Genomic DNA, 23,878 nt, shown 5'->3' with positions numbered 1-23,878 from the left:
GTTGTCGTTGTCAGGCGCCTTGCAGGCCCAGGACCTGCTTGGCGTAGATGTTGCGCTGGATCTCGTTGGTGCCGCTGAAGATGGTGGCCGCCAGCGCGTTGACGTAAGGCGCCAGCGCCTGCACGTTGCCGTTGCCATAGCCCAGGTGCATCGCCGCGCCGCCATATTCCTCGGCGATCTGAATCAGCAGGGCGCCCAGCCGCTCGTGCGTTTCGGTCGCCCAGATCTTCAGCAGCGAAAGTTCCGGCGGCAGCGGGCGTCCGGCCTTGGCCATGTCCGCAAAGACGCGGTACATGGCGGTGAGGTCGGCGCTATCGAGCCGCAACTCGGCCAGCCGGTCCGTGAACGCCGGATCGGCCAGCAGTCCGCGTTGCCGTGCAAGGCTGAAGATCTGCTGCAAGGCATGGCTGGCATGCTTGGGGCTGCCGCTGAACAGGCGCTCGAAGCCGAGCAGCGCCTTGGCGATGCCCCACCCCGCGTTCAGTTCCCCCACCAGGTTGCCGCGCGGCACGCGGACCTGATCGAAGAACACCTCGCAGAACTCCTCGTGGCCCGATAGCGTGCGGATCGGCCGGCGGCTGACGCCGGGGCTGTTCAGATCGACCAGCAGGAAGCTGATGCCCGCCTGTTTCTTGACGGTCTTGTCGGTGCGAACCAGCATGAACATGTGCGTCGCGTCCTGCGCCAGTGTCGACCAGGTCTTCTGGCCCGTGACGACCAGCTCGTCGCCCTCGATCACCGCCTCGCAGCGCAATGCGGCCAGGTCCGAGCCGGCGTCGGGCTCGGAGTAGCCCTGCGCCCAGACCGCCTCGCCGGACAGGATGCCGGGCAGAAAGCGCGCGCGCTGCGCCTCGGTGCCGTAGCGGATGAGGATGGGGCCCAGCATGACGAGGCCCTGGTCCGGCGCGCGCGCCACGCCGTAGCGTTCGGCTTCCTCGATGAACGCGATCTGCCGGGCCGGCGACAGCGCCATGCCGCCGTGCTCGCGCGGCCATGACGGCGCAATCCATCCCTGGCGCGACAACGTGAAGTACCACGCCTTGATCTCATCCCAATGCAGCCGCCAGGGGACGTGCCGCAGGTGGTCGGGATAGTGCGCGCGGAAGAAGCGGCGCAGCAGCGCGCGGAATTCTGCTTCCGGCATGGCGTTCCAGTCCGCATCGCGCGGGAAGTCCGTGCCGCACGCCTGGTCCATCGAATCGTCCGCCTCGGGCGCGGGATCGGCCGCCAGCGCGGCGTAGCGCTGGCGATGCGCCGTGGCGTTGCCCAGCCAGGCGCCCAGGTGCAACGCACTGCGAAAGTACAGGCTGACATCGCATTCGTCGGTGTAGCCGATGGCGCCATGAAACTGGATGGCCAGGCGCGACGCCCCGATGCCGGCGCGCGCCGCGCGGGCCTTGACCCGGCTGGCCGCTGCCTTGCGCGCCTTCACGTCATCCGGCGCCGCCGCCAGGGTGTTCAGCGCATCGAGCAGGCTGTTGGACGCCAGTTCCACCTGCATCGTGGCGTCCACCAGCCGGTGCTGCAGGGCCTGGAACGACGACAGCGTCTGGCCGAATTGCTTGCGCGTGTTCAGGTAGGCGACCGAGTCCGCCAGCACCTGCCGCGCGATGCCCACCAGCTCGGCGGATTGCATCAGGCGGCCGTAGTCGAGGGCTTCGTCGACAGCGTCCAGCACGCCCTCGCGCGCCAGCAGCGCGTCCTGCGCCACCACGGCGGATTCGATCGCTAGGTGGCATGCGGGTGTACTGTCCGCGCGCTCGTGCGCATGCACAGTCACGCCCGGCGTGCCGGCCGGCAGATAGAACAGGGCGGAACCCGCTTCGCCGTCGGCCGTGACCAGCCAGCCGTCCACGTCTGCGCCCGCAACGACGTGGCGCTTTTCGCCGTTGAGCACATAGGCGCCTTCGCGGGCGGTCGCGGTGACGCCAAAGGCGCCTGCCGATTCTCCGGCTTCGAGCTGGCCTTCCGTTTCCTGCCACGCGACGCCCACCCTTCGCTCGCCACTGCACACGTCCGCCAGCAGCCGGTCACGGAAGGCGGTGTCGTCCGCCGGCGTGATACGAGCCAACAGCGCCGTGCTCAGCACCCCTGCGCCGACGAGCTGTTCGGGGAGCTGGGCGCGGCCCGCTTCCTCCAGCACGCCCGCCATCGCATGCCAGCCCAGTCCCAGGCCGCCCAGCGCCTCCGGCACGCTCATCCCCAGCCAGCCGACCGCGGCGATTTCCTGCCAGTAGGCGCGATCGCCGCCCGCGGCGCGACGCTTGCGTTGCCGCTGGTCGCGGCGCTGCAGGAAATCGCGCGCGCTGTCGCGGATTTCTTCAATCAGTTCGTGGTCGATGGCGTTCATACGATGCCCTCGGCATGCAGGCGTTCGATGGCCGCATCGGACAGGCCCAGCTCGCCACGCAGGATGTCGGCCGTGTGTTCGCCCAGCATGGGCGGCGGCAGGCCGATGGCGATCGGTGTGGCGGAGAAGTGAATCGGGTTCCGGACGACAGGCATGGCGCCCAGCGCGGGATGGTCGACGCTGCCCAGCACCTCGCGGTGCCGCACCTGCGGGTCCTCGAACACCTGATCCATGGTGTAGATCGGACCGCAGGGCACGTTGGCGGCCGCCAGGGCCTGGTTCCAATCGGTGACCGTGCGCGCCAGCATCGCCGGCTCGATCAGCCGCGACAGGTCGGCCTGCGCCGCCGCGCGCTTGGGGTTGGTGTCAAAGCGCGGGTCGTCCGCCAGCGCGGGCAAACCGATCACGTTGCAGAAGCTGCGGAACTGCGAGTCATTGCCCACGGCCACCATCAGGTGCCCGTCGCGGCAGGCAAAGGCGCGAAACGGCGCGGTGATCTGCGAGGCCGAGCCCATGCGTGCGGGCAGCTTGCCGCTGGCCAGGTAGTTCATGCCGATGTGCGAGATGGCCGCGATCTGCGCATCGAGCAACGCCAGATCGATGTGCTGGCCCACGCCCGAAATCTGGTCGCGGTGGCGCAGCGCGGCAAGGATGGCCGACACCGCGTAAAAGCCCGCGGTCAGGTCGGACACGGAATAGCCGGCCTTGACCGGCCCCGCGCCCGGCTCACCGTCCGGCACACCCGTCACGCTCATCAGGCCGCTCATCGACTGGAAGATCGGGTCGTAGCCCGGCAGGTGGCTGTAGGGGCCGGTTTGGCCGAAGCCGGTGATGGAGCAATACACCAGCCGCGGATTCAGGGCGGACAGCGAGGCGTAGTCCAGCCCGTAGCGCCGCAGATCGCCCGCCTTGAAGTTCTCGATGACGATGTCGGCCTTCTGCGCCAGCTGGCGAACCAACTCCTGGCCCTCGGGCCGCGAGATGTCCAGCGTCAGGGACTTCTTGCCGCGATTCATCGCGACGAAGGAAGAGGTTTCGCGGCTGGGCTTGCCGTCGCGGTCCGGCATGGGATAGCCCTGGTGCCGCACGTCGTCGCCGCGTCCCGGGCGCTCCACCTTGATGACGTCGGCGCCGAAGTCGGCCAGCATTTGCGCGGCCCACGGCCCGGAAAACACGCGGCTTAGGTCCAGTACCCTCACGCCTTCCAATGCACGAGTCATGTCGGCCTCCTTATTTGCCCTGGAACACAGGCGCGCGCTTTTCCAGGAACGCCTGGCGCGCTTCCTGCGCATCCGCGGTCTTGGCGATGGCCGCCGTCATGTCCTGTTCGTAGCGGTAGCCGTCACGCAGGCTCATGTCTTCGATGGCGTTCAGCGTCTGCTTGGCCAGCACGGTCGCCAGCGGACTCTTGGAGGCCAGCTCGCGCGCCAGTTCCATGGCATGGTCCATCAGTGCGTCGGCGGGCACGCTGGCTTCGACGATGCCCAGCCGGTAGAGCTCGTCGCCGTCCACGCGCAGACCCGTCAGCATCATCCGGCGCAGGCGCGAGTGGCCAAAGAGCCGCATGCCGTGGCGGCCGCCGCCCAGCAGTCCAACGTTGATCTCCGGCAGACCCACGACGGCGGTGGAGGCGGCGAGCAGGATGTCGCAGGAGGCCACGATGGCCAGTCCCGCGCCCAGCGCCGCGCCATTGATTGCGCCCACCACGGGCTTGGCGCATTCGCGGATCGCATGAAAGCACTCCCGCGTGCGGCGCGAGTGTTGCGGCAGATCACCGGGGCCCTTGATGGTGGCCGAGCGGTTCTTCAGGTCGGCGCCCGCGCAGAAGGTCTTGCCCTGGCCCGATAGCACCACCGCGCGCACCTCGGGCGTCTCCGAAATGCGGTCCAGCACCCAGCACAGCTCGTTCATCATCTCGGTGCTGAGCGCGTTGACGGGCGGGTTGGCCAGCAGGATGGTGGCGACGCCGTCGGCGATCGTGACGTCCAGCGCCGTATAGGGCCCGGCCAGGTTCTCCGGCATGCTCATGTCTCTCTCCTTTGTTGTTCAGATGATCTTGCGGTCGCGGTAGTCCTGGATCTGCTCGGCGGACAGTCCCAGCTCCGCCAGCACGTCGGCGGTGTGCTGGCCCAGGAGCGGTGGCGCGGCGTCGGCGCGCAGCGCCGAGCTGCCGAAGCGCAACGGGTTCATCACCTGCGGCACCGAGCCCGCGGCCGGATGCGGCAGGCGCCGCAGCATGGCGCGGTGCACGACCTGCGGGTCTTCGAACACTTCGGGCACGGTATTGATCGATCCCGCCGGCACGCCCGCCGCCTTCAGCGCCGCCAGCCAGTGGGCGCGCGGTTCGGTGGCGAAGATCGCGTCCAGGATGGGATCCAGCGTTTCCTGGTTTCTCACGCGCTGGCTGTTGGTGAGGTAGCGCGGGTCCTGGGCCAGTTCGGGCTTGCCCAGCATGCCGCACAGCGTGGCGAACTGCCCGTCGTTGCCCACCACGATGACGATGTCGCCGTCGGCGCAGGCGAACGTGCGCTGCGGCTGGATGTTCGGGTGCGCGGTGCCTGTGCGGCGCGGCACCTTGTTGCCCAGCAGGAAGTTCATGGCCTGGTTGGCCAGCAGGCCCACCTGCACGTCCAGCATCGCAACGTCGATGTATTCGCCCTTGCCGGTCTGCGCGCGGCGCAGCAGCGCGGCCACGATGCCCAGCGCGGCATACACCCCGGTGGTCAGGTCCACGATCGGCACGCCCACCTTCTGGGGACCGCCGCCGGGCCGGTCGTCGCGTTCGCCCGTGACGCTCATCAGGCCGCCCATCGCCTGGATCAGGAAGTCGTACGCGGGTTCGGCGGCGCGCGGTCCGGTCTGGCCGAAGCCAGTGACCGAGCAATACACCAGGCGCGGATTGATCTTGGAAAGCGCGTCGTAATCCAGCCCCATGCGCGCCAGCGTGCCGACCTTGTAGTTCTCCAGCACCACGTCCGCGTCGCGGCACAGGTCCTTGACCAGCGCCTGGCCTTCGGGCGTCTGCAGGTCGATCGTGATGGAGCGCTTGCCGCGGTTGGTGGCGATGAAGTAGGCGCCGTCGCGGGTGTCCTGGCCGTCTTCATCCTTCAGGAAGGGCGGACCCCAGGTGCGGGTGTCGTCGCCTTGGCCCGGCCGCTCGACCTTGATGACGTCAGCGCCCAGGTCGGCCAGGATCTGGCTGGCCCAGGGACCGGCCAGGATGCGGCTCAGGTCCAGCACTTTGAGATTCGATAACAGCGGCTGCAAAGCCTTCTCCTTGACTGCGGTATGTGCAGGCAGTCTAGGAGTTGGCGGGCGCTGCGGGAGGGGCCCGCGAGCGCAAAGCTGTTATGCGGTTGGGGACGCCGCAGCGCCGGCGTCAGCGTCCCGTATTGGGATAGTTGGGGCCGGCATCATGAAAACCGCCGTTGCTGTATGGATTGGCCGCGCCGGGGTGCGGCGGGCCGCCGGGGCCGGCGCCGCAGCCGGCCAGAAGCAGGGTGGCGGCAAGAAGGGAAAGCAGGCGCTTCAGGGAGGATGTCATGGAGGTCTCCTGCGTCTGCCCCTAAGCAGGCGCGTGGCTCGCAGCGTATGGGCGGATTATAGGCCTGCGGTTTTGGCCTTGATGCGTGGTTTGGCGCAGCGCGCGCGATATTCATTCACGGGGTCGGAATCCGCGGGCTGAAAGTACGGGTGGGGGTATCCCGCTTCGCGCAATGCTGCGTGCATGCGCACGCCCCACACGCATTCGCGCTGCGCCTCGTCCCACAGTCGCGTCGCCTGGGCTGTTTGGCCGCTGCGCCACAGCGCCAGGCCGTAGTCGGCCACCATTTCTTCGTCGCGCGGCAGGTCGCGGTAGGCGATGTGCATCAAACGCAGGCCTTCGTCGGTCTGACCGCGCAGGGCCAGGATCCAGCCCAGCGTGCCCTGGTTGTACGGACGCGGGCCAACGCGCTCCAGCGAGCGGCGGGCCTGTTCCTCCGCCTGCGGCAGGTAGTCCGGAAAGTCCGCCAGGTAGTAGGCGGTGTTGTTCGCCAGGTCCGCGGCATCGGCGGCGCGTTTTTGAGATTGCCGGGCCTGCAGCGCGTTGGAGTCCTCCAGCACCAGATCGGGCATGCCGAGCAGGCGTTCCACCTCCAGCCGCTTGCGCCGGTCGGCCGGCGCTACAGGCTTGAACATGTCCGGAAACGGCCGCTGGCGGGTCTGCAGCACCCAGTGGCGCGCCAGATCGGTCTGGCCGGCGGCCAGCAGCAGCCGCGCCAGATCCAGCTTTTGCTCGGCGCTGCGATTGCAGCGCATGGCGCCGATCAGCGCGCGGGCGCCATCAGCGTCCTGCTGCGCGAACTTGCGGTTGACGGCGTCCAGCTCGGCAAAGCACGTGTCCTCACGCGTGACCGGCGCGTCGATGTGCAGCGAAATCGAGCCCGCCGGCACATCGTGGCTGAAGTAGGCCGTCGCGCCCTGGCGGGTGGTGTAACCCAGGTCCACCCATTGTTCGCCCCAGCGCTGGTGCATGGTCATGATGTATGGCCAGGCGGGCAAGGGTTCGGTGGTGCCGCTTCTTTGCAATTGGAAGAAGTGACCCCAGGGGCCGTCGCCGATGCGGCGGATCAGGGTGAAGTCCTCTTCCAGATGCGGGAGCGAGGTCTGGAACTGCGCCGTGCGGCCCTCGGCGTCGGTGACGCCGTGCAGGATGCCATCGCCGGAGGGCGTGTCCAGAATCTCGTCGTTCGAGCCGGTCACGAAGACGCGGTACGGCATGTTGGGCGCGGGGGCGGGGCCCTTGCCATCCATGAGGGTCAGGGTGAGGCTGCGCGTGCGGCTCGGGGCGTCTGCGTCAGCCGCCGTGTCCTGGACCGCGGCGTGCGCGGCGGGGGCGGTCAATCCCAGCGCGGCCGTCAGGCATAGCGCCGAGGCCGAGGCGCGCCAGGTTGCGTGCGACGTCGTGTGAGCGAGATCGGGGGCGGCGGATTGCCCGGAACGTTGCTGCGAGTGCTTCATGGGGACTGCCGGTGATGCCAGGCGCGGCGGGCCGCCACGTCGGTAATGGGAAGGACCTGCACCAGGGCAGGGCGCCGCGTTGCAGGCGCGAGGCGGATTGTGCATCACAAACGGAAAGCGCGCCGTGCTGCCCACCCCCCGCGTCAACCTATGGCATCCTCCCGCCACCTTCCATGCCCGTCATCCCCGAATGCTCAAACTCCTTCTGCGTACCCTGGACCTGCTCCTCCTGTCCTTCGCCGCCGCGCTTTTCGGCGCGTGCCTGACGTCCGTGCTGTCGACCGGCGCGTACGGCTGGATGATTCCGGACGCGCCCTATATCTACGAACCCCGCGATTTCTACGCCCAGGCCGTCATGGCGGGGCTGGCCGGCGTGATCGCGCTGACGCTGGCCGAGCGCCCGGCCAGGCTGCGGCTATCGTTGCCATGGCGCCTTCTTGCGACCTTCGCCGCCGCGCTCCTGGCCCTGTATCTGGCGCCGCCGTCGCCGCAGGTGTTCGGCAATACCTGGGCGCCCGGCGAAGCCACGCGGGAACTGTTCCTGGCGCAATGGCGCATGGTGCTGCCGATTGCGCTTGCGGCAACCGCGCTGCGGTGGGGTTTGCACCGGGTTTTGCGCTAGGATTGTCGTCACCCAACCCGCCTCCCCGGAGAAACCCCGCATGTCCTCCCTAGACGCCTTTGCCATCACCAAGAAGTGGCCCGCTCAGCATCCCGACCGCATCCAGCTCTATTCGCTGCCGACGCCCAATGGCGTGAAGGCCTCGATCATGCTGGAGGAGACCGGGCTGCCCTATGAGGTCCACCGCGTCGCCTTCGATACCAAGGACCAGTTCACGCCCGAATTCCTGTCGCTCAGCCCGAACAACAAAATCCCGGCCATCCTCGACCCGAACGGGCCGGACGGCAAGCCGCTGGGCCTGTTCGAGTCCGGCGCGATCCTGGTCTACCTGGCCAGCAAGACCGGCCAGTTCATCCCGGCGGATACGGCAGGGCGCTTCGAGACGCTGCAATGGGTGATGTTCCAGATGGGTGGCATCGGACCGATGTTCGGCCAACTGGGCTTTTTCCATCGGTTTGCCGGCAAGGACTACGAAGACAAGCGTCCGCGCGACCGTTACGTGGACGAGTCCAAGCGCCTGCTCGCCGTGCTGGACCAGCGCCTGGAAGGGCGTGACTGGGTGATGGGCGACCAGTACACCATCGCCGACATCGCCATCTTCCCGTGGGTGCGCAACCTGGTGGGCTTTTACGACGCCGGCGACCTCGTCGGCTTCTCGTCGTTCAAGAATGTCGCGCGCGTGCTGGACGCGTTCGTCGCGCGGCCCGCTGTCGCCAAGGGATTGACCATTCCGGGCTGACCAATGGAACTGCGCCAGCTCCGTTACTTCGTGCGCGTGGTCGAGGCCGGCAGCATCGGCCGGGCGGCCATGTCGATCGGCATGGTCACGTCAGCGCTCAGCCAGCAGATCAGCCGCCTTGAAGGCGAACTGTCCACGCGGCTGTTGCAGCGCAGCGCCAGCGGCGTGGTGCCCACGGACGCGGGGTTGGCGTTTTTCCGGCAGGCGCAGCTGGCCCTGCGCCACGCCGACGACGCCGTCCAGGCCGCCCAGCAGGCGCGGCTGGCCGGCCACGTCAGCGTCGGCCTGCCGTCCACGACGGCGGCGGTGCTGGGCGCGCCCTTCCTGCAGGCCATGAACGAGCGTTACCCCGACATCCGGCTGCATCTGGTCGAAGCGCTGTCGGGGCACCTGACCGACATGCTCAACGGCCGCCTGCTGGACCTGGCCATCGTGTTCCATGCCGAGTCCGCGCGCCGCTGGAGCGTGATGCCGCTGCTGGACGAACCCCTGTTTCTCTTTGCCCGGCCCGGCATGCCGGGCGTGCCGCCGGGCGGCACGACGCGGCTGGAGGCCATTGCGGACCTGCCGCTGGTGCTGCCCAGCGGCCGCCACGGCCTGCGCGCGCTGGTCAACAACGCCTTCCTGCAACTGGGGCGCACGCCCCGGGTGGTGGCCGAGGTCGACGGCCTGTCGCTGCTGATGGACGTGGTGCAGCAGGGCGTCGCGGCGACGATCCAGCCCAGCTCGGCCACCGCGCGCATCGCGCCGGGCCAGTTGCAGATGGCGCGCATCGACGATGCGCACTTGTTCCGCTCCAACCTGCTGGCGAGCCTGTCGGACGAGGAACTGTCGCCCGCGGCGCTGGCGGCCCGGCTGGTCCTGGCGGACGTGTCCCGCACCCTGGCCCGTGAGGGCAAGTGGGCCGTGGTCGCTCTTCACGAATCGTGAATACCCGTTGACGCCTGCCTGATATCGCAGCGGCGCGCCGCTGCGTAGAGTCTGCCCCTTGAACTGGGGAAGATGGCATGGTTGACGTCTTGGTGATTGGTGGGGGCAACGCGGCGCTATGCGCGGCCCTGATGGCGCGCGAAGCCGGCGCCAGCGTGCTGCTGCTGGAAGCGGCGCCAAAGGAATGGCGGGGCGGAAACTCCCAGCACACGCGCAACCTGCGCTGCATGCACGATGCGCCGCAGGACGTGCTGATCGACGCGTATCCCGAGGAAGAATACTGGCAGGACCTGCTCAAGGTGACGGGCGGGCTGACCAATGAACACCTGGCGCGGCTGGTCATTCGCGAGTCCTCCACCTGTCGCGACTGGATGCGCCGCCACGGCGTGAACTTTCAGCCGCCGCTGTCGGGCGCGCTGCACGTGGCGCGCACCAACGCGTTCTTCATGGGCGGCGGCAAGGCGCTGGTCAACGCCTATTACCGCAGCGCCGAAGCGCTGGGCGTGCAGATCCGCTACAACGCGCCGGTCGATGCGCTGGAACTGGAAGACGGCCGCTTTGTGGCCGCGCGCATCGGCGAAGAACGCATCGAGGCCCGCGCCTGCGTGCTGGCCGCGGGCGGCTTCGAATCCAACCGCGAATGGCTGCGCGAGGCCTGGGGCCAGAACGAGCGCGGCGAATGGCCGGCCGACAACTTTTTGATCCGCGGCACGCGCTTCAACATGGGCGTGCTGCTGAAATTCATGCTGGACGCCGGCGCCGACGGCATCGGCGACCCGTCCCAATCGCATTGTGTGGCCATCGACGCCCGCGCGCCGCTGTACGACGGCGGCATCTGCACGCGCATCGATTGCGTGTCGCTGGGCGTGGTCGTCAACCGCGACGCCGAACGCTTCTACGACGAGGGCGAGGACTTCTGGCCCAAGCGTTACGCGATCTGGGGGCGCCTGACCGCCATGCAGCCCGGCCAGATCGCCTATTCCATCATCGACGCCAAGGCGATCGGCCGGTTCATGCCGCCGGTCTTCCCGGGCGTGCAGGCCGGCTCTCTGCCCGAGCTGGCGCAAAAACTGGGCCTGGACCCGGCCACCTTCGAGAAGACGGTCGGGGACTACAACGCGGCCTGCCGCGTGGGCACGTTCGACCACACCGCGCTGGACGACTGCCATACCGAAGGCGTGACGCCCGCCAAGACGCACTGGGCGCGGCCGATCGACACCGCGCCGTTCTACGGCTATGCGCTGCGGCCCGGCATCACCTTCACCTACCTGGGCCTGAAGGTGGACGACACCGCCGCCGTCCGGTTCAACGATACGCCCAGCGCCAACCTCTTTGTCGCAGGCGAAATGATGGCCGGCAACGTGCTGGGCAAGGGTTATACGGCGGGCGTGGGCATGTCCATCGGCACCGCCTTCGGCCGTATTGCCGGCACCCGCGCCGCCGCTGCGGCGCTCGGCCAGAATCCTGCGGGAGCACAACGTGAAGCAGCTTGAAGCCCTGGCCCGCGAGGCGCAGTCCTTTTCCACCAGTCAGTCCAGCCCGGCTCCGGCTCCCTCCGAGCAACCGGTGCATTTTCATGCAAGGGGCGTCAAGCCGCTGACCGAAACGCTGACCGATGACGAGACCGAAGTGGCGCGCGTCATGCAGATCTGCAACGCCTGCCGCTACTGCGAAGGCTTCTGCGCGGTGTTCCCCGCCATGACGCGCCGTCTGGAATTCGGCAAGGCCGACCTGAACTACCTGGCCAACCTGTGTCACAACTGCGGCGCCTGTCTGCACGCGTGCCAATACGCGCCGCCGCACGAGTTTGCCGTCAACGTGCCGCAGGCCATGGCCAAGGTGCGGGTGCAGACATACACCGACTACGCGTGGCCCGCCGCGCTGGGCACGCTGTACAAGCGCAATGGCCTCGCGCTGTCGCTGGCCACGGCTGCGGGATTGGCGCTGTTCCTGGTGCTGGCGGTGGTGATGGCGGGCGGCCTCTTCCATGAGCCGATGGCGGGCAACTTCTACGCCGTGTTCCCGCACAACACGCTGGCGCTGATGTTTGGCGTGGTGTTCGGCTTTTCGATGCTGGCGCTGGCGGTGGGCGTGACGCGCTTCTGGCGCAACGTCAGCCCGGGGGCGGCATCGGGCGCGGCGGTGGCCGAGGCGGCGCACGACGCGCTGCGCCTGCGCTATCTGGACGGCGGCCACGGCAAGGGTTGCAACAACGCCGACGACGCCTTCACGCTGTGGCGCAGGCGGTTTCACCATTTCACGTTCTACGGCTTCATGCTGTGTTTCGCGGCCACGTGTGTCGCCACGCTTTACCACTATCTGCTGAACCAGCAGGCGCCGTATCCGATCCTGAGCGCGCCGGTGCTGCTGGGCACCGCGGGCGGCATCGGGCTCCTGATCGGACCGGCCGGGTTGCTGTGGCTGAATTTCAAGCGCCATCCCCTGCAGGGCGACGCGGCGCAAAAGCCGATGGACCGGGGCTTCATCGTCCTGTTGTTCCTCACCAGCGCGACGGGTCTGGCGCTGCTGGCCGGCCGCGACGGCAGCGCGATGGCGCTGCTGCTGGCGATCCATCTTGGCGTCGTGATGGCGCTGTTTTTGACCTTGCCCTACGGCAAGTTCGCCCATGGCATCTATCGTTCGGCCGCGCTCTTGAAGTGGTCCATCGAAAAGCGCCAGCCCAACAAGCTGCAGCTCGGTTCGGACTGACCGGACCAGCCCTTTTGCCTGCGGACGGCGCCCGAGCGAGGCGCCGCAGCCGGCTACAACCCTGGAGACATCCATGTTCCGCACTCGTTTGCTGGCGCGCTGCGCGCTGGCCGCCTGTCTGACGCCAGCCCTGCCGGCGGCGCACGCCCAGACCTTTCCCGCCAAACCGATCACGCTGGCCGTTCCGCATTCGGCGGGCGGCACGTCCGACATCCTGGCGCGCACCGTGGCCGCCGAAGCCGCCAAGACGCTCGGCCAGACGATCGTGATCGACAACAAGGGCGGCGCCAACGGCACCATCGCCGCCAAGCAGGTGGCATCGGCCGCGCCGGACGGCTACACGCTGCTGCTGGCAACCGCCAGCACGCACGGCATCAATCCGTCGCTGTACTCGCGAATTTCCTACGATGCGGTCAAGGACTTCACACCCGTCACGCTGCTGGCCACCGTGCCGAACGTGCTGGTCGTCGGCCCCAACGTCAAGGCCAAGAACGTGCAGGAGCTGATCGCGTACATCCGTTCGCAAGGCGACAAGACCAACATGGGCTCGGCGGGCGCCGGCACGCCGGGGCACCTGGCGGGCGAGATGTTCAAGAGCGAAGCCAAGCTGCAATTCACGCACGTGCCCTACAAGGGCGGCAGCCCCGCGATCACGGATCTGATCGGGGGGCAGATCGACTTCATGTTCACCACGATCCCGGGCGTCCTGCCCCATGTGAAGGCCGGCACGCTGCGCGCATTGGCCGTGACTTCGCCCGAGCGTTCGTCCGCGATGCCCGACGTGCCGACGATGGCTGAATCCGGCTTGCCCGGATTCCAGGCGGTGTCCTGGCACGGCATCGTTGCGCCGGCCGGCACGCCGGACGCGGTGGTGGCCACGCTGAATCAGGCGTTGACGGGTGCGCTGGCCTCGCCCGAGGTCAAGCAGCGCCTGCTGGAAGAGGGCGCGCGCGCCTCCAGCGTGAACACCGCCGAATTCGGCAAGTTCATCCAGACTGAGATCGCGGCGTGGGCCAAGGCGGTCAAGGACTCGGGCGCCACGACCAATTGATGCGGCAGGCGGTCCTTCGGGATCGCATTGCCTGCGGGGCGTCAGGCCGGTAAAGGCCTGGCAACCGCCATGCTAGGATGCCCCGCATGCTGATCGCCGCCCTGCTTACCTCGCTGGCCTTGACCTCGGGCCATGCCGTCGAATACGACCTTTCCTGCTTCTTCGCGGACAAGGAAGCAGAAGGCTCTCTGGAACGCGTCGAGCACTGCGCCCGCGCCACGAACGACAGTGTCGAGTTCCGCCCCGCGGTGATGGCGCGCATGGATTTCGGCGATGACGGCCTGTCGCCCGCAACGGCCAACGGCTCGTGGCACTGGGTGCGCCCCGACGGCCGCGCCGTGCCAGTGGTCACGTACGACAACGGCGCGGACGATTTCGAGGATGGCCTGACGCGCGGTCCGTGGGCCGGCGGCATGGCCTACTACGACAAGCAGCTCAACCGCGTGCTGGCCACGCCCTACGATTGGGTCGACCGCTTCGAGGGCGGCCTGGCCGCGGTGTGCAAGGGTTGCCGCATCGAACGCACGCGCGACGGCGAACACAGTTACGTCACGGGCGGAGAATGGGGCGCCATCGACCGCGAGGGGCGGCTGGCGCTGCCCATGCGGCCGGATGCGATGTCGTTGCGGGCCGAGATGGAGGCCGCACGCGGCGTGCCTCGCCCACGTGATCAGCCTTAGAACTTGTAGCGCAGCTGCGCGTACACGTTGCGCGGCGCGCCATAGAAGACCGAGTTATAGCTGCCCATGCCCGAGTAATAGTGCTTGTCCAGCACGTTGTTCAGGTTCACGGTCAGGCGCAGGTCCTTGCTGAAGTCATAGCCCGCCATCAGCCCCAGCACGCCGAAAGCGTCCTGCGTGAACCGATGATTGTTCTCGCCGATTTCCTGCGAGAAATACGTATTGCTCTGCCAAAGCATGTTCGCGCCGACGGTCAGACGGTGCCAGTCGCCCGGCAGGCGGTACGCGGTGGCCAGTTTGAACAGGTGTTCGGGCTGCGTGGTGCTGACGCGCTTGCCGTCACGGTCGCGCGAGCGGCTGTACGTGTAGCCCGCATTCACCTGCCAGCCCGGCATGACTTCGCCGGACACCTCCAGTTCGACGCCGCGCGTCGTCACGCCCGGAATCGCGATGTAGGCGGTGCCGCCCGACGGCGTGGACGCGCCGCTGGGATCCAGTTCGGCGACGTTGTCCTGCTTGAGCTGGAACAGCGCGATGCTGGCATTCAACCGGCCGTCCAGATATTCGCCCTTGGCGCCGATTTCGTAGCTCTTGCCGGTCAGCGGGTCCAACTGGCGGTCGTTGGCGTCGAAGTTATACGCCTGCGGCTTGAACACGTCGGTATAGCTGGCATACACCGTGTGCCGGCTATCCAGGTCATAGGTGATGCCCGCGTAGGGGATGAACTTGTTGTCGACGGTGGTGGCGTAATGCGAGCTGCGGCCGTTACCCAGACTGCCGTCCAGGCTCCATTCGTAATCCGTCCAGCGGCCGCCCAGGATGACACCAAGCCGATCCGTGGGACGCAGCACGGTCGCGCCGTACAGGATCTTCTGGTTCACCAGAATATTGTGCGTCAGCCACCATTCGTACATGTCGGGCTCGACGGCGTTGTTGTTCCAGTTGAAGGCGTCGTCGATCAGCGAATCGGTGTTGCCGTCGTAGCGGTTCGATTGCGAGTGCGTGCGCGCGGCGTTGTAGCCCAGCACCAGTTCGTGCTGGCGGCCGAACAGGGTGTAGGGACCGGACGCCTGGAAGTCGATGGTGTTCTCGCGCGAGTCGGTGTTGAAACGGGCTGCGCCGCCCGTGTAGAAGCCGTGGTCGATGCTGTGGGTGTCCACGTCGATGAGCGCGCTGCTCATGCCGGAGATCAATTCGCGCGAACTGTAGTTGCGATGGGCCGCGGCCAGCTTGACGCGCCAGCCGCTGTCGAATTGGTGGTCGATGTCCGCGAAGACGCGGGTCGTGTCCTGGTTGCGCCACGCCCATTTATCCGCGGGGTTGGTCGACCGCGAGAACCTGACCTGCGATCCGTCCGAGAAGAATGCCGGCAGATGGGTGTTGCTGGTGCCGTCGTTCTTGTTCTGCTGATAGTCCACGCCGATGGACGCCTTGGTGCGCGGCGTCAGGTCGGCTTCCAGGATGCCGTAACCGACATACTCCTTGCCGCTGGCGTAATCCATGAAGCTGCCGCGGGTTTCGGCCGCGCCGACCACGCGGCCGCGGATCTTGCCGTTTTCGCTTAGCGGTCCGCCCAGGTCGACTTCGCTGCGGTAGCGGTCCCACGAGCCGGCGCCCGCGCTCAGGCTGCCTTGAAACTCCTGCGTGGGCCGCTTGCGGATGAAGTTGACGACGCCGGACGGATAGCCCGCGCCGTTCACCAGGCCGGTTGCGCCTTTCAGGATTTCAATGCGGTCATAGATGACCGTGTTCGTGATGCTGTAGTTGTCGCGGACGTTGCCGCCGTCGCTGGACAGGCTGGGCAGCCCGTCGAACTGGAAGTTCTGCAGCTGGAAGCCGCGCGAATAGAAGCTGTAGCCTTCCGAGTTGTCCTGGACGACGGTGATGCCTGGCGTCTGTTCCAGCGCGCCCGCGACGCTCACGATGCCTTGGTCGTCCATCTGCTGGCGCGTGATGACGCTGACCGATTGCGGCGTTTCGCGCATCGTCAGGCGCATGCGCGTGGCTGACGACGATTCCGGCATCGTGTACGAGCCGGTGCCTTCGCTGGGCGGAATCACGCCGTTGGCGGTGACCACCACGGGTTCCAGCGCGGTCACCGCGCTGGCTGCTGGCAGCGGCCGCACAGTCAACACGCCGCTGCGGGTGACGACGAGTTCCAGCCCGGTGCCGGCCAGCGCCTGTCTGGCGGCTGCTTCGGCGCTCAGCACGCCGCGCACGGGTGCGGCCTGCTTGCCCGCCACCAGTTCGGCGCCGGCGGAAATGGGCTTGCCGCTTTGCAGCGAGATGCGGCTGAGGGTGTCGGCCAGGGGCGCGGCCGGAAGGTCGTACGCCAGGGTGGCTTGTTGCGCGGCGGCCGGCGTGGTCTGGGCGTGGACTGGTCGGGTCAGCACGCAGGCGCTCAACGCGCAGGCGACGAGCGCGGCGCCGGGGGGCAGGGGAAATTTCATGTTGGCAGAGGAAGCAGTGAGAGGATTTCGGTTGCGTCACAAGTCATGACGGCTACCGATCTGCAATCCCCTCATTGCTGGCCAATTTTTTTCAGGCGGCGTCCACCAGCGTCATCCAGGGCCCGTAGCGATGTATCCGGATGGGCAGCGTGTCGCCCAGCGCTTCCAGCGCGCGGCGCGGATCGTCCAGCGGAAACACGCCAAAGACGCGCAGCGCCGCCACCTCGGGAGAGACCCGGATCAGACCGGCCTGATAGGCGCGCAACTGTTCCACCACCTCTTCCAGCCGCGTATCGCGCACGCTCAGGATGCCGCTGCGCCAACCGGCCTGCGCGGTATCTTCGCGCGCCCAGGCGCGGTCGCCGTCAAACGCGGCCGAGGCGCCTTGCAGTAATTCCATGGCATCGCCGCGCCGGGGCCGCAGCGTCAGCGCGTCCTGGAGGGCGCACGCGACGGAGTAGCCGTCGAACTGGCTGATGCTCAGGCGGGCTGCCGCGGCGGTGACCTCGCCATGCCGCGTGCGCACCACAAACGGCCGCGCATCGGCATGCGCGTCTGCGTACAGCCCCCCCTGGCGCAACACGACCGTGCGCTGCGCGTCGTCGTAATGCACGTCGGCGGCAGAGCGCGCGTTCAGCGTCAGCACGGACCCGTCGGCCAGCGCATAAGTGCGGCGTTCGCCCGTGCGGGTGGAATAGGTGGCGGACAGGCCGGCCAGCGGCACGTAGCGGTCGGTGACCAGCGCGCCCACGCCGACGCCCGCCATCAGCATGGCCAGCTTCAAGACGCGCCGGCGATTCACCCCGTTGGCCTGCAACAGCGCGGTGCGGGCCGCGCGTGCCGGGCCCGGGGCGTCGCGCGTGGCGTCACGCAGCCGGGACAGGGGTTGCTGCATCAGGCCGTCGACCTCGGCCCAGGCGCGCGCGTTGTCGGGATGGCTGGCCAGCCAGTGTTCGAAGCGCTGTCGGTCGCGGTCGGAGGCCCGCCCCGAGGTCAGCAGCACGATCCAGTCGACCGCGCGATCGGTCAGCGCGTCACCGGCGGACAGCGTCTTCATGGCGCGTCCGCGGCGCGGCGCGCGGCCAGGCAGTGCAGAAAGGCGCGCTTCACGTGACGCTCGACCGTCGCCAGCGACAGCCCAAGCACCTGGGCAATGGCGGGATGCGTCATGCCATCCAGCCGGTTCAGCAGGAATGCGTGCTTGACCGGAACGGGCAGGCCGTCGAGCAGGGCATCGATCTCCTGCACGGCCTGCTTCAGCATCATCAGCAATTCGGGCGAGGCCGCAACCGGTTCCTGCTCGTGCCCCAGCGCGTCCAGATAGCGGGCCTCGACGTCGCGCGCGCGCCACAGGTCGATGGTCAGGCGGCGCGCCAGCGTCAGCAGGTAGGCGCGGGGTTCGGCAATGGGCGTGGCCGACGGCGACGTCAGCACGCGGCAGAATGTGTCCTGCGTCAGGTCGGCGGCGTCCGCGCGATTGTTCACGCGACGGTTCAGCCAGCCCAGCAGCCAGTCGTGGTGTTCCGCGTAAAGCCGTTGAATGTTCTGGTACGCGGGGGAATCCATGGACGGGCGGCGCGGCGAGATTGTTAATGGGAATAACTCTTATTTATAACTTGGATCGCCGCGCAAGACAACACGCCAGCCGCCCGCTTTCAAGGGACCCAGCTCAGCGCGTCGCCCGCGACACCATCGGCGCTTCGGTTTGGCGTTGCGCGCGCTGGCTCAGCCAGACGCTGCCCACCACGACCGCCATGCCCGCCAATTGCAGCGGCGACAGGCTTTGGCCCAGGATCGCCCAGCCCAGCACCGTGGCGGAAAGCGGACTCAGAAAGCCCAGTGACGACACCGCCGCAGGTGCCAGCCGCGCCACGCCGCGGAACCACAGCACATAGGTCAGCGCCGCGCCGATCAGCCCCAGCCAGGCGATGCCCATGACGTTGACCAGCGTGAAATGCGGCAGGGGCGACTCGGCCAGCAGCGCGACGGGAATCAGCAGGATGCCGCCCGCCGTCAACTGCCACGACGTGAACGCCAGCGCGGAGACGGGCGGCTGCCATCGGCGGCTCAGCACGGTGCCCAGCGCCATCGACACGGCGCTGGCCAGTCCCGCCCCAACGCCCACGGGGTCGAGCGCCGCCTTCGGCGTCAGCACCAGCAGCGCCACGCCGGCCAGGCCGGCCAATGCCGCCAAGACGGACAGCCCGCGCACCGGAAACCCCAACAGCAGCCGGGCCAGCGCGATCACGACCAGCGGCTGGATCGCGCCGAGCGTGGCCGCCACGCCGCCCGGCAGGCGATAGGCGGCGACGAACAGCAGCGCCCAGAACACCGAAAAATTCAGCGCTCCAAGCACGAACACGCGCAGCCACCAGACGCCGTGCGGCAGCGCACGGGCCCACAACAGCAGCAGAATCCCCGCAGGCAGGGCGCGCAGCATGGCGACCGTCAGCGGATAGCCCGGCGGCAGCATCAGCGTGGTGACTACATAGGTGCTGCCCCAGATGGCGGGGGCCAGCGCGGTCAGGAAGAGGTCGGTGTTGCGGGACATGAATCAAGGAAATGCGGTTTGCCGGCGCGGCGCGTGCAGCGCCGGCAAACCGCCATCAATACATATGCTGGCCGCCGTTCATGGCCACATTGCTGCCTGTCATGAATCCCGCCGCATCGCTGCAGATGAACGCGATCAACGCGCCGATCTCATCGGGCTCGCCCAGCCGTCCCACGGGGATCTGCGGCAGGATTTTTTCCTGCATGACTTCCGGCGGCACGGCCTGCACCATGCGCGTGGCCAGATAGCCGGGCGACACCGTGTTCACCGTCACGCCCTTGCGGGCGACTTCCAGCGCCAGCGACTTGGTGAAGCCGTGGATGCCCGCCTTGGAAGCCGCGTAGTTGGTCTGCCCGAACGCGCCCTTGCTGCCGTTCACCGACGAGATGTTCACGATGCGGCCCCAGCCCCGATCCGCCATCGGGCCGCACAGCGGCTGCGTCATGTTGAACATGGAATCCAGGTTGCTGTGCATGACGTCGGCCCAGTTCTGCGCGCTCATCTTGCGCAGGCTGGCGTCGCGCGTGATGCCGGCGTTGTTGACCAGGATGTCGATCTGGCGCCCGTCTTCTTCAAGCTTGCGGGCCAGCGCCTGGCAGGCGTCGAAGTCCGCCACGTTGACCTTGTACATGGCGAAGGTCCGGCCTTTGGCGGCCTCTTCCTTGATCCATTCGCGCGTGGCGCTTTCGCTGGAATGGTAGGTGACGATGACGTCGTGGCCCGCATCGTGCAGCGCGACGGCGATGGCGCGGCCCAGGCAGCCCGTCCCGCCCGTGATGAGGGCGGTTCGTTTAACGGTCATGGCGGCCTCCCTGCTGGTGGGCGTCCTGCATGGCGGCGCAGGCGGCCGCCATCTGGTTGGTCATCGTGGACCACATCTGCGCGAAGGGCGAGCTGTCGGCCGCCGCGCTGTTGGCCTGCTTGAACCATTCGCACATCGCTTCGCCCACGCCGGCGGCCAGGGTGGCCTGCTCCTGCAGCGCGGCGTGGGTAAGCGCCTGGCTGGCTTCCAGTTGCGTCTGCCAGCGCTTTCGCGCCAGCTCGCCCATGGCGGGCGCAACGTCCTGCCAGTTGGCGGCGGGTTTCAAGGGGGAGAGGGTGGCCAGGTATTGGCCGGTGGTGTCGCCGGCCAGACGCTGGCCCATTTCAAGCCAGCGCTGCTGGCTTTCCTGCGCAAGCTGGGCCAGGCGCTGGCAGAAGGCGACGTTGGCGCCGGTCAGGCCGGCGGGCAGGGAGGCATTTGCTTTCTTCATCATCCGTCCTTGTAAATGGCGTGCTAAGGGGAAACGAATACACACGAGCCTCATGCCGTCGGCAGAGGGGCTTGCCAGTCAACGATAGCCCAGCGGGCGGTGGTACGGCCAGCGTTGCGGACCCGATCCTTGCGCAAGGCGCACGCACACACGCAGTTCTTGACGCAGCGCCGCACATGGTGTCCCATCGCAACGATGCACCTGCACTAATGGCCCCCAACTGCCGCGGAGACCCCTTGCCGACATCAGGCCTGATGGAACGCGTTCCCTCGTGGCGTTATCTGCCCGTGGCCTTGGCGCTGGTGCTGCCGGTGATCGCCTGCGTCGCCTGGACGTGGTGGCACGCGCAGAAAGAGCAGCGCTTCGAAGCCGAGTCGGCCGCGCGCATCGTGCGGGTGCAGACGCAGCACATCCTGGCGCAGGCCTGGCAGCTGCTGGACCGGATGGCCCCGCTGACCGCCCTGACCTGCGAAGAGGCGCTGCCCGACCTGCAGCGCTGGGGCACGCTCAATCCGTATATCCGATCGCTCATCCTGGTTCGTGGCGATCGCATCTATTGCTCGTCGGCGGTCGGCAGGTCCGATTTCCCGGTCTCGGATTTTCGCAAGTGGGCGTCCGGCGTGTCACCCGACCGCTGGCTCTTCACCGTTGCCGGCACGCCGCTCGCGCCCGAGCGTCCGGCGATCCTTCTGGGCCGGCCCGGCATCGAAGGCCATAGCGGCGTGGTGGTGGTCGACGGCCGCTACGTGCAGGACCTGCTGAACGCCGTGGCCAGCCTGCGCGATTACCGGATCGATCTGCAGGTGGGCGAAGGCGGCACACCCATCCACAATGATTCCAACGGCGCGAACGGGCCGTCCCGAGAACTCGTCTTCAGCGAGACCATAAACCCCGATGGGGGCGCGCCCCTGATCATCCGCGTCAATGCACCGCCCGAAGCGGTCGTGCAGGCGTGGCAGCAATTGATGATGACCTACCTGCCCGCCGCCGCGCTGCTCGGATTCGGCCTGGCCGTGGTTGCGTACCGCCAGCAGGCGAACCGCCGTTCCTTCAAGGAGCAGTTGCGCCGCGCGATCAGGGCTGATGAATTCAGGGTGCATTACCAACCCGTGTACGGTCATGCAACGGGCCAGTGCAGCGGCGTCGAGGCGCTGCTGCGCTGGGAGCGGCCCGGTGTGGGCTTTGTGCGGCCCGACATCTTTATTGCCGCGGCCGAGGCCGATGGCATGATCGTCCCGCTGACGCGCCATCTGTTCGCGCTGATCGAGCGCGACATGCGCGGCTGGGCCACGCCGCCGGGCTTTCATGTCGGGGTCAATATTGCCGCCGAGCATCTGTCGTGCGCCGAGTTCGCGGTCGACATCGAGCGCTTCTCGGCCAACATCGCCCAGCGTGAGCCGACCCTGGTATTGGAGATCACCGAGCGCAGCCTGATCACCGACGACGGCCAGGCCCGGCGCAACATCGACGCGCTGCGCGCGCAAGGCGTGCGCGTGGCCATCGACGACTTCGGCACCGGCCACTGCTCGCTGTCGTATCTGCAGCGCTTTCCGGTGGATTACCTGAAGATCGACAAGGGCTTCGTGCATGCCATCGAACCCACCGGCGAAGACGCGCCGGTGCTGGACGTCATCATCACGCTGGCGCATCGCCTGGGCCTGGCGGTGCTGGCCGAAGGCGTCGAAACCGACCTGCAGTTCCGCTATCTCACCGGGCGCGGCGTCGCGTTCATCCAGGGCTACCTGTTTGCGCGGCCCATGCCGTCGGATCAGTTCGTGACGTGGTATGCCGAGCACGCGCCGCCGGGCGAACCGGTGGGCGAGCCCCAATCGCGTTCAAGTGGTTTTGGCGTTGGCTGACGGCTTGGCAAAGAACAGGTCCGTGATGGCCTGGCTGTCCATGGGTTCGCCGTTGATCGCGCGCGTCAGCATTTCCGCACCCAGCAGTTGCACCGAAAACACCAGGTCGGGCTGCACCCGGCGGATCTTTTCCAGATGCTTGCTGGTGTTGACCAGCGCCACGGTCTTGGCGCCGTCCGTGCCGGTGGCTTCCTTCGCGGCCAGCACGATGAATGCGTTTTCCGCGTCGTCGTCCCGCAGCGCCAGCACATAGCGCGCCCGCGCGACACCCGCCACGTGCAGCACGTCGACGCTCGAGGGATCGCCTTCGATCAGGTCGGCGGCTGCGGGATAGTCGTGCGCCATGCCCGTTGGCACGATGACGGTGACTTCTTCGTTTCGGCTGCGCAGGCCCTGGTAGACGCTCAGCGCGAGGGGCGTCGCGCCCGCGATGATGATGTGGTTCTTTCTCATGGCCGAAGAAAACCTGCCTTTGACGAGCCGTTTCAGATTGCCGCCGATCACCGGTCCGGCGATCGCGCTGACGGAGGTGGCGAACACGGTAATGCCGAGGATGATAATCGACGCCGTGAACAGGCGCGCCGTGCCGCTATGCGGCACGATGTCGCCGTAGCCCACCGTGGACATCGAGACGATCGAGAAGTACAGCGCGGTGCCGGCGTCGAGGATGGGCGGATTGAATTCGTTGCCCAGGTACAGCGTGCCGAACACCGCGTAGATCATCAGCGACAGCACGCTGACCAGCGCAAACAGCGAGCCGGCCGTCACGCTGGCGCGATCGAAGCGCCGCCAGTACGCCACCAGCGCGATCACCAGGACCAGCGTGTAGATGCCCAGTCCCGCGCGGCCGCCATCGCCCAATATGGCGAACGTGCCGATGCCGATCAGCAGCACCAGCGAGAACGCCCAGGCGATGCGCGCCTTGAGTATCAAGCCCAGCGCAATCACCTGCAGACCCACGCCGAGCACCAGGCGCGGAATCTCCAGCAGGCCGACCACGCGCATGATCTCGTGCCAGTTGTCCAGCGCGAGCCAGAACGAATATTCGCGCGCGCGGACTTCGCGCAGCACCGGGTGCATGAAGGCGTATCCGTCGAGGGCCACCAGGATGGCAAGGCACCAGTTCGGCGGGAAAAACGCCAGGATCTTACGGAGGCGATGGCGCAGGGTTGGCTGGGGCAGGGGCATGGAAGGCACGGGCTTCCTATATCAATCTGGTATGGAAGACTATCAACAAAGAATTACTGGAAACGCGTCCGAGGTCCTAAACTTTCCTCATCAGGCGGCTATCCGGAAGGAACACCGCCGATATGGCAGTAACGCACTCCCAGCAGCAAGGGTGGACGCACTGCCAGGCGTTGATCACGTTGCAGCCAGTGCAGGGACTAGAGACCCGGCGCGGGCCACGGTCGGACCGTGCGTGAGTAGTATGAGGCACGAATGTTGGAATCGCGTGATCCAGGTAGAAGGCATCGGTGCCGGCCGATGACTCCGGGTTCACGTGTTGTTTTAGCGCGGCGTCTTACCCTTCGGGGGCAGCGCCGCGTTTTTTTCGCCTGACGGCCTTGCGCCGGGCGATTTCAGGCAGACGCGTTCGCGTCCGCTTCTTCGCTGCGCCAGGCCTGTTGCCCGTCCGCGCGCGCGAATATTCGTTCTGGCTCGCGCTGGACAACTGGCACGAGA

At 67.5% G+C, this 23,878-nt stretch carries 21 protein-coding genes; 8 read left to right on the top strand and 13 right to left on the bottom strand.

The features are described 5' to 3' along the window. Positions 1-10: 10 nt before the first annotated feature. The 6 genes from AC6LJW_RS09845 to AC6LJW_RS09820 all read right to left on the bottom strand — a co-directional run bounded on the left by AC6LJW_RS09845 (position 11) and on the right by AC6LJW_RS09820 (position 7,351). Entirely contained in the window at positions 11-2,350 is a 2,340-nt protein-coding gene (locus tag AC6LJW_RS09845; RefSeq protein ID WP_498087157.1) for an acyl-CoA dehydrogenase family protein, read from the bottom strand. Next, positions 2,347-3,570: a CaiB/BaiF CoA transferase family protein gene (locus AC6LJW_RS09840; RefSeq protein WP_498087156.1), complete on the bottom strand. Its 1,224-nt coding sequence runs from the start codon at positions 3,568-3,570 to the stop codon at positions 2,347-2,349. The genes AC6LJW_RS09845 and AC6LJW_RS09840 overlap by 4 nt, the downstream gene beginning before the upstream one ends. Before the next feature lie 10 nt (positions 3,571-3,580). Next, a complete protein-coding gene (locus tag AC6LJW_RS09835; protein WP_427987491.1) occupies positions 3,581-4,378 on the bottom strand; it encodes an enoyl-CoA hydratase/isomerase family protein in 798 nt (265 codons plus the stop codon). Between the two features lie 18 nt (positions 4,379-4,396). Further along, the gene (locus tag AC6LJW_RS09830) at positions 4,397-5,617 is read right to left on the bottom strand and encodes a CaiB/BaiF CoA transferase family protein (protein WP_056559148.1); all 1,221 of its coding nucleotides are present in this window, start codon (positions 5,615-5,617) and stop codon (positions 4,397-4,399) included. A 112-nt stretch (positions 5,618-5,729) separates the two neighbouring features. Further along, positions 5,730-5,894, bottom strand: a complete 165-nt coding sequence (locus AC6LJW_RS09825) for a hypothetical protein (RefSeq protein WP_162253536.1) — start codon at positions 5,892-5,894, stop codon at positions 5,730-5,732. Between the two features lie 56 nt (positions 5,895-5,950). Next, positions 5,951-7,351: a tetratricopeptide repeat protein gene (locus tag AC6LJW_RS09820; RefSeq protein WP_498087155.1), complete on the bottom strand. Its 1,401-nt coding sequence runs from the start codon at positions 7,349-7,351 to the stop codon at positions 5,951-5,953. 190 nt (positions 7,352-7,541) lie between these two features. On the opposite strand from AC6LJW_RS09820, the gene AC6LJW_RS09815 reads away from it, so the two are divergent. The 7 genes from AC6LJW_RS09815 to AC6LJW_RS09785 all read left to right on the top strand — a co-directional run bounded on the left by AC6LJW_RS09815 (position 7,542) and on the right by AC6LJW_RS09785 (position 14,082). Then, positions 7,542-7,973, top strand: coding sequence for a hypothetical protein (locus AC6LJW_RS09815; RefSeq protein ID WP_498087154.1), 432 nt, complete (start codon positions 7,542-7,544; stop codon positions 7,971-7,973). Between the two features lie 40 nt (positions 7,974-8,013). Beyond that, complete coding sequence (locus AC6LJW_RS09810; RefSeq protein WP_056559142.1) at positions 8,014-8,712, top strand: glutathione binding-like protein; 699 nt, start codon at positions 8,014-8,016, stop codon at positions 8,710-8,712. Between the two features lie 3 nt (positions 8,713-8,715). Next, positions 8,716-9,642, top strand: a complete 927-nt coding sequence (locus tag AC6LJW_RS09805) for a LysR family transcriptional regulator (protein WP_498087153.1) — start codon at positions 8,716-8,718, stop codon at positions 9,640-9,642. A 77-nt stretch (positions 9,643-9,719) separates the two neighbouring features. After that, complete coding sequence (tcuA, locus tag AC6LJW_RS09800; RefSeq protein WP_498087152.1) at positions 9,720-11,135, top strand: FAD-dependent tricarballylate dehydrogenase TcuA; 1,416 nt, start codon at positions 9,720-9,722, stop codon at positions 11,133-11,135. Beyond that, entirely contained in the window at positions 11,122-12,351 is a 1,230-nt protein-coding gene (tcuB, locus tag AC6LJW_RS09795) for a tricarballylate utilization 4Fe-4S protein TcuB (RefSeq protein ID WP_498087151.1), read from the top strand. Before tcuA ends, tcuB begins: the two co-directional genes overlap by 14 nt. 73 nt (positions 12,352-12,424) lie before the next feature. Continuing rightward, complete coding sequence (locus AC6LJW_RS09790) at positions 12,425-13,402, top strand: Bug family tripartite tricarboxylate transporter substrate binding protein (protein WP_056559130.1); 978 nt, start codon at positions 12,425-12,427, stop codon at positions 13,400-13,402. An 86-nt stretch (positions 13,403-13,488) separates the two neighbouring features. Next, positions 13,489-14,082, top strand: a complete 594-nt coding sequence (locus AC6LJW_RS09785) for a WG repeat-containing protein (RefSeq protein WP_498087150.1) — start codon at positions 13,489-13,491, stop codon at positions 14,080-14,082. On the opposite strand, the gene AC6LJW_RS09780 is transcribed toward AC6LJW_RS09785, so the two are convergent. The 6 genes from AC6LJW_RS09780 to AC6LJW_RS09755 all read right to left on the bottom strand — a co-directional run bounded on the left by AC6LJW_RS09780 (position 14,079) and on the right by AC6LJW_RS09755 (position 20,336). Continuing rightward, positions 14,079-16,532 carry a TonB-dependent siderophore receptor gene (locus AC6LJW_RS09780; RefSeq protein WP_498087149.1) on the bottom strand — a complete coding sequence of 818 codons (2,454 nt, stop codon included), beginning with the start codon at positions 16,530-16,532 and terminating at the stop codon, positions 14,079-14,081. The genes AC6LJW_RS09785 and AC6LJW_RS09780 overlap by 4 nt on opposite strands. A 91-nt stretch (positions 16,533-16,623) precedes the next feature. Continuing rightward, positions 16,624-17,589, bottom strand: a complete 966-nt coding sequence (locus tag AC6LJW_RS09775; RefSeq protein ID WP_427987500.1) for a DUF4880 domain-containing protein — start codon at positions 17,587-17,589, stop codon at positions 16,624-16,626. Continuing rightward, complete coding sequence (locus AC6LJW_RS09770; protein WP_056559122.1) at positions 17,586-18,098, bottom strand: sigma-70 family RNA polymerase sigma factor; 513 nt, start codon at positions 18,096-18,098, stop codon at positions 17,586-17,588. Before AC6LJW_RS09770 ends, AC6LJW_RS09775 begins: the two co-directional genes overlap by 4 nt. A gap of 103 nt (positions 18,099-18,201) precedes the next feature. Continuing rightward, positions 18,202-19,083, bottom strand: a complete 882-nt coding sequence (locus AC6LJW_RS09765) for an EamA family transporter (protein ID WP_498087148.1) — start codon at positions 19,081-19,083, stop codon at positions 18,202-18,204. A 55-nt stretch (positions 19,084-19,138) separates the two neighbouring features. Next, entirely contained in the window at positions 19,139-19,885 is a 747-nt protein-coding gene (phbB, locus tag AC6LJW_RS09760; RefSeq protein ID WP_498087147.1) for an acetoacetyl-CoA reductase, read from the bottom strand. Beyond that, a complete protein-coding gene (locus AC6LJW_RS09755; RefSeq protein WP_369818902.1) occupies positions 19,875-20,336 on the bottom strand; it encodes a hypothetical protein in 462 nt (153 codons plus the stop codon). The genes phbB and AC6LJW_RS09755 overlap by 11 nt, the downstream gene beginning before the upstream one ends. A gap of 254 nt (positions 20,337-20,590) precedes the next feature. Here AC6LJW_RS09755 and AC6LJW_RS09750 point away from each other — a divergent pair, with 254 nt between their 5' ends. Then, positions 20,591-22,195, top strand: coding sequence for an EAL domain-containing protein (locus AC6LJW_RS09750; RefSeq protein WP_056559109.1), 1,605 nt, complete (start codon positions 20,591-20,593; stop codon positions 22,193-22,195). Here AC6LJW_RS09750 and kch read toward each other — a convergent pair. Further along, positions 22,172-23,383: a voltage-gated potassium channel protein gene (gene kch / locus AC6LJW_RS09745; RefSeq protein ID WP_056559106.1), complete on the bottom strand. Its 1,212-nt coding sequence runs from the start codon at positions 23,381-23,383 to the stop codon at positions 22,172-22,174. The genes AC6LJW_RS09750 and kch overlap by 24 nt on opposite strands. Positions 23,384-23,878: the final 495 nt, after the last annotated feature.

This window comes from Achromobacter sp. 1012554356 (assembly GCF_059760815.1).
Note: the sequence above shows the minus strand (reverse complement) of the source record. Positions and strands in the feature narration are given on the sequence as shown.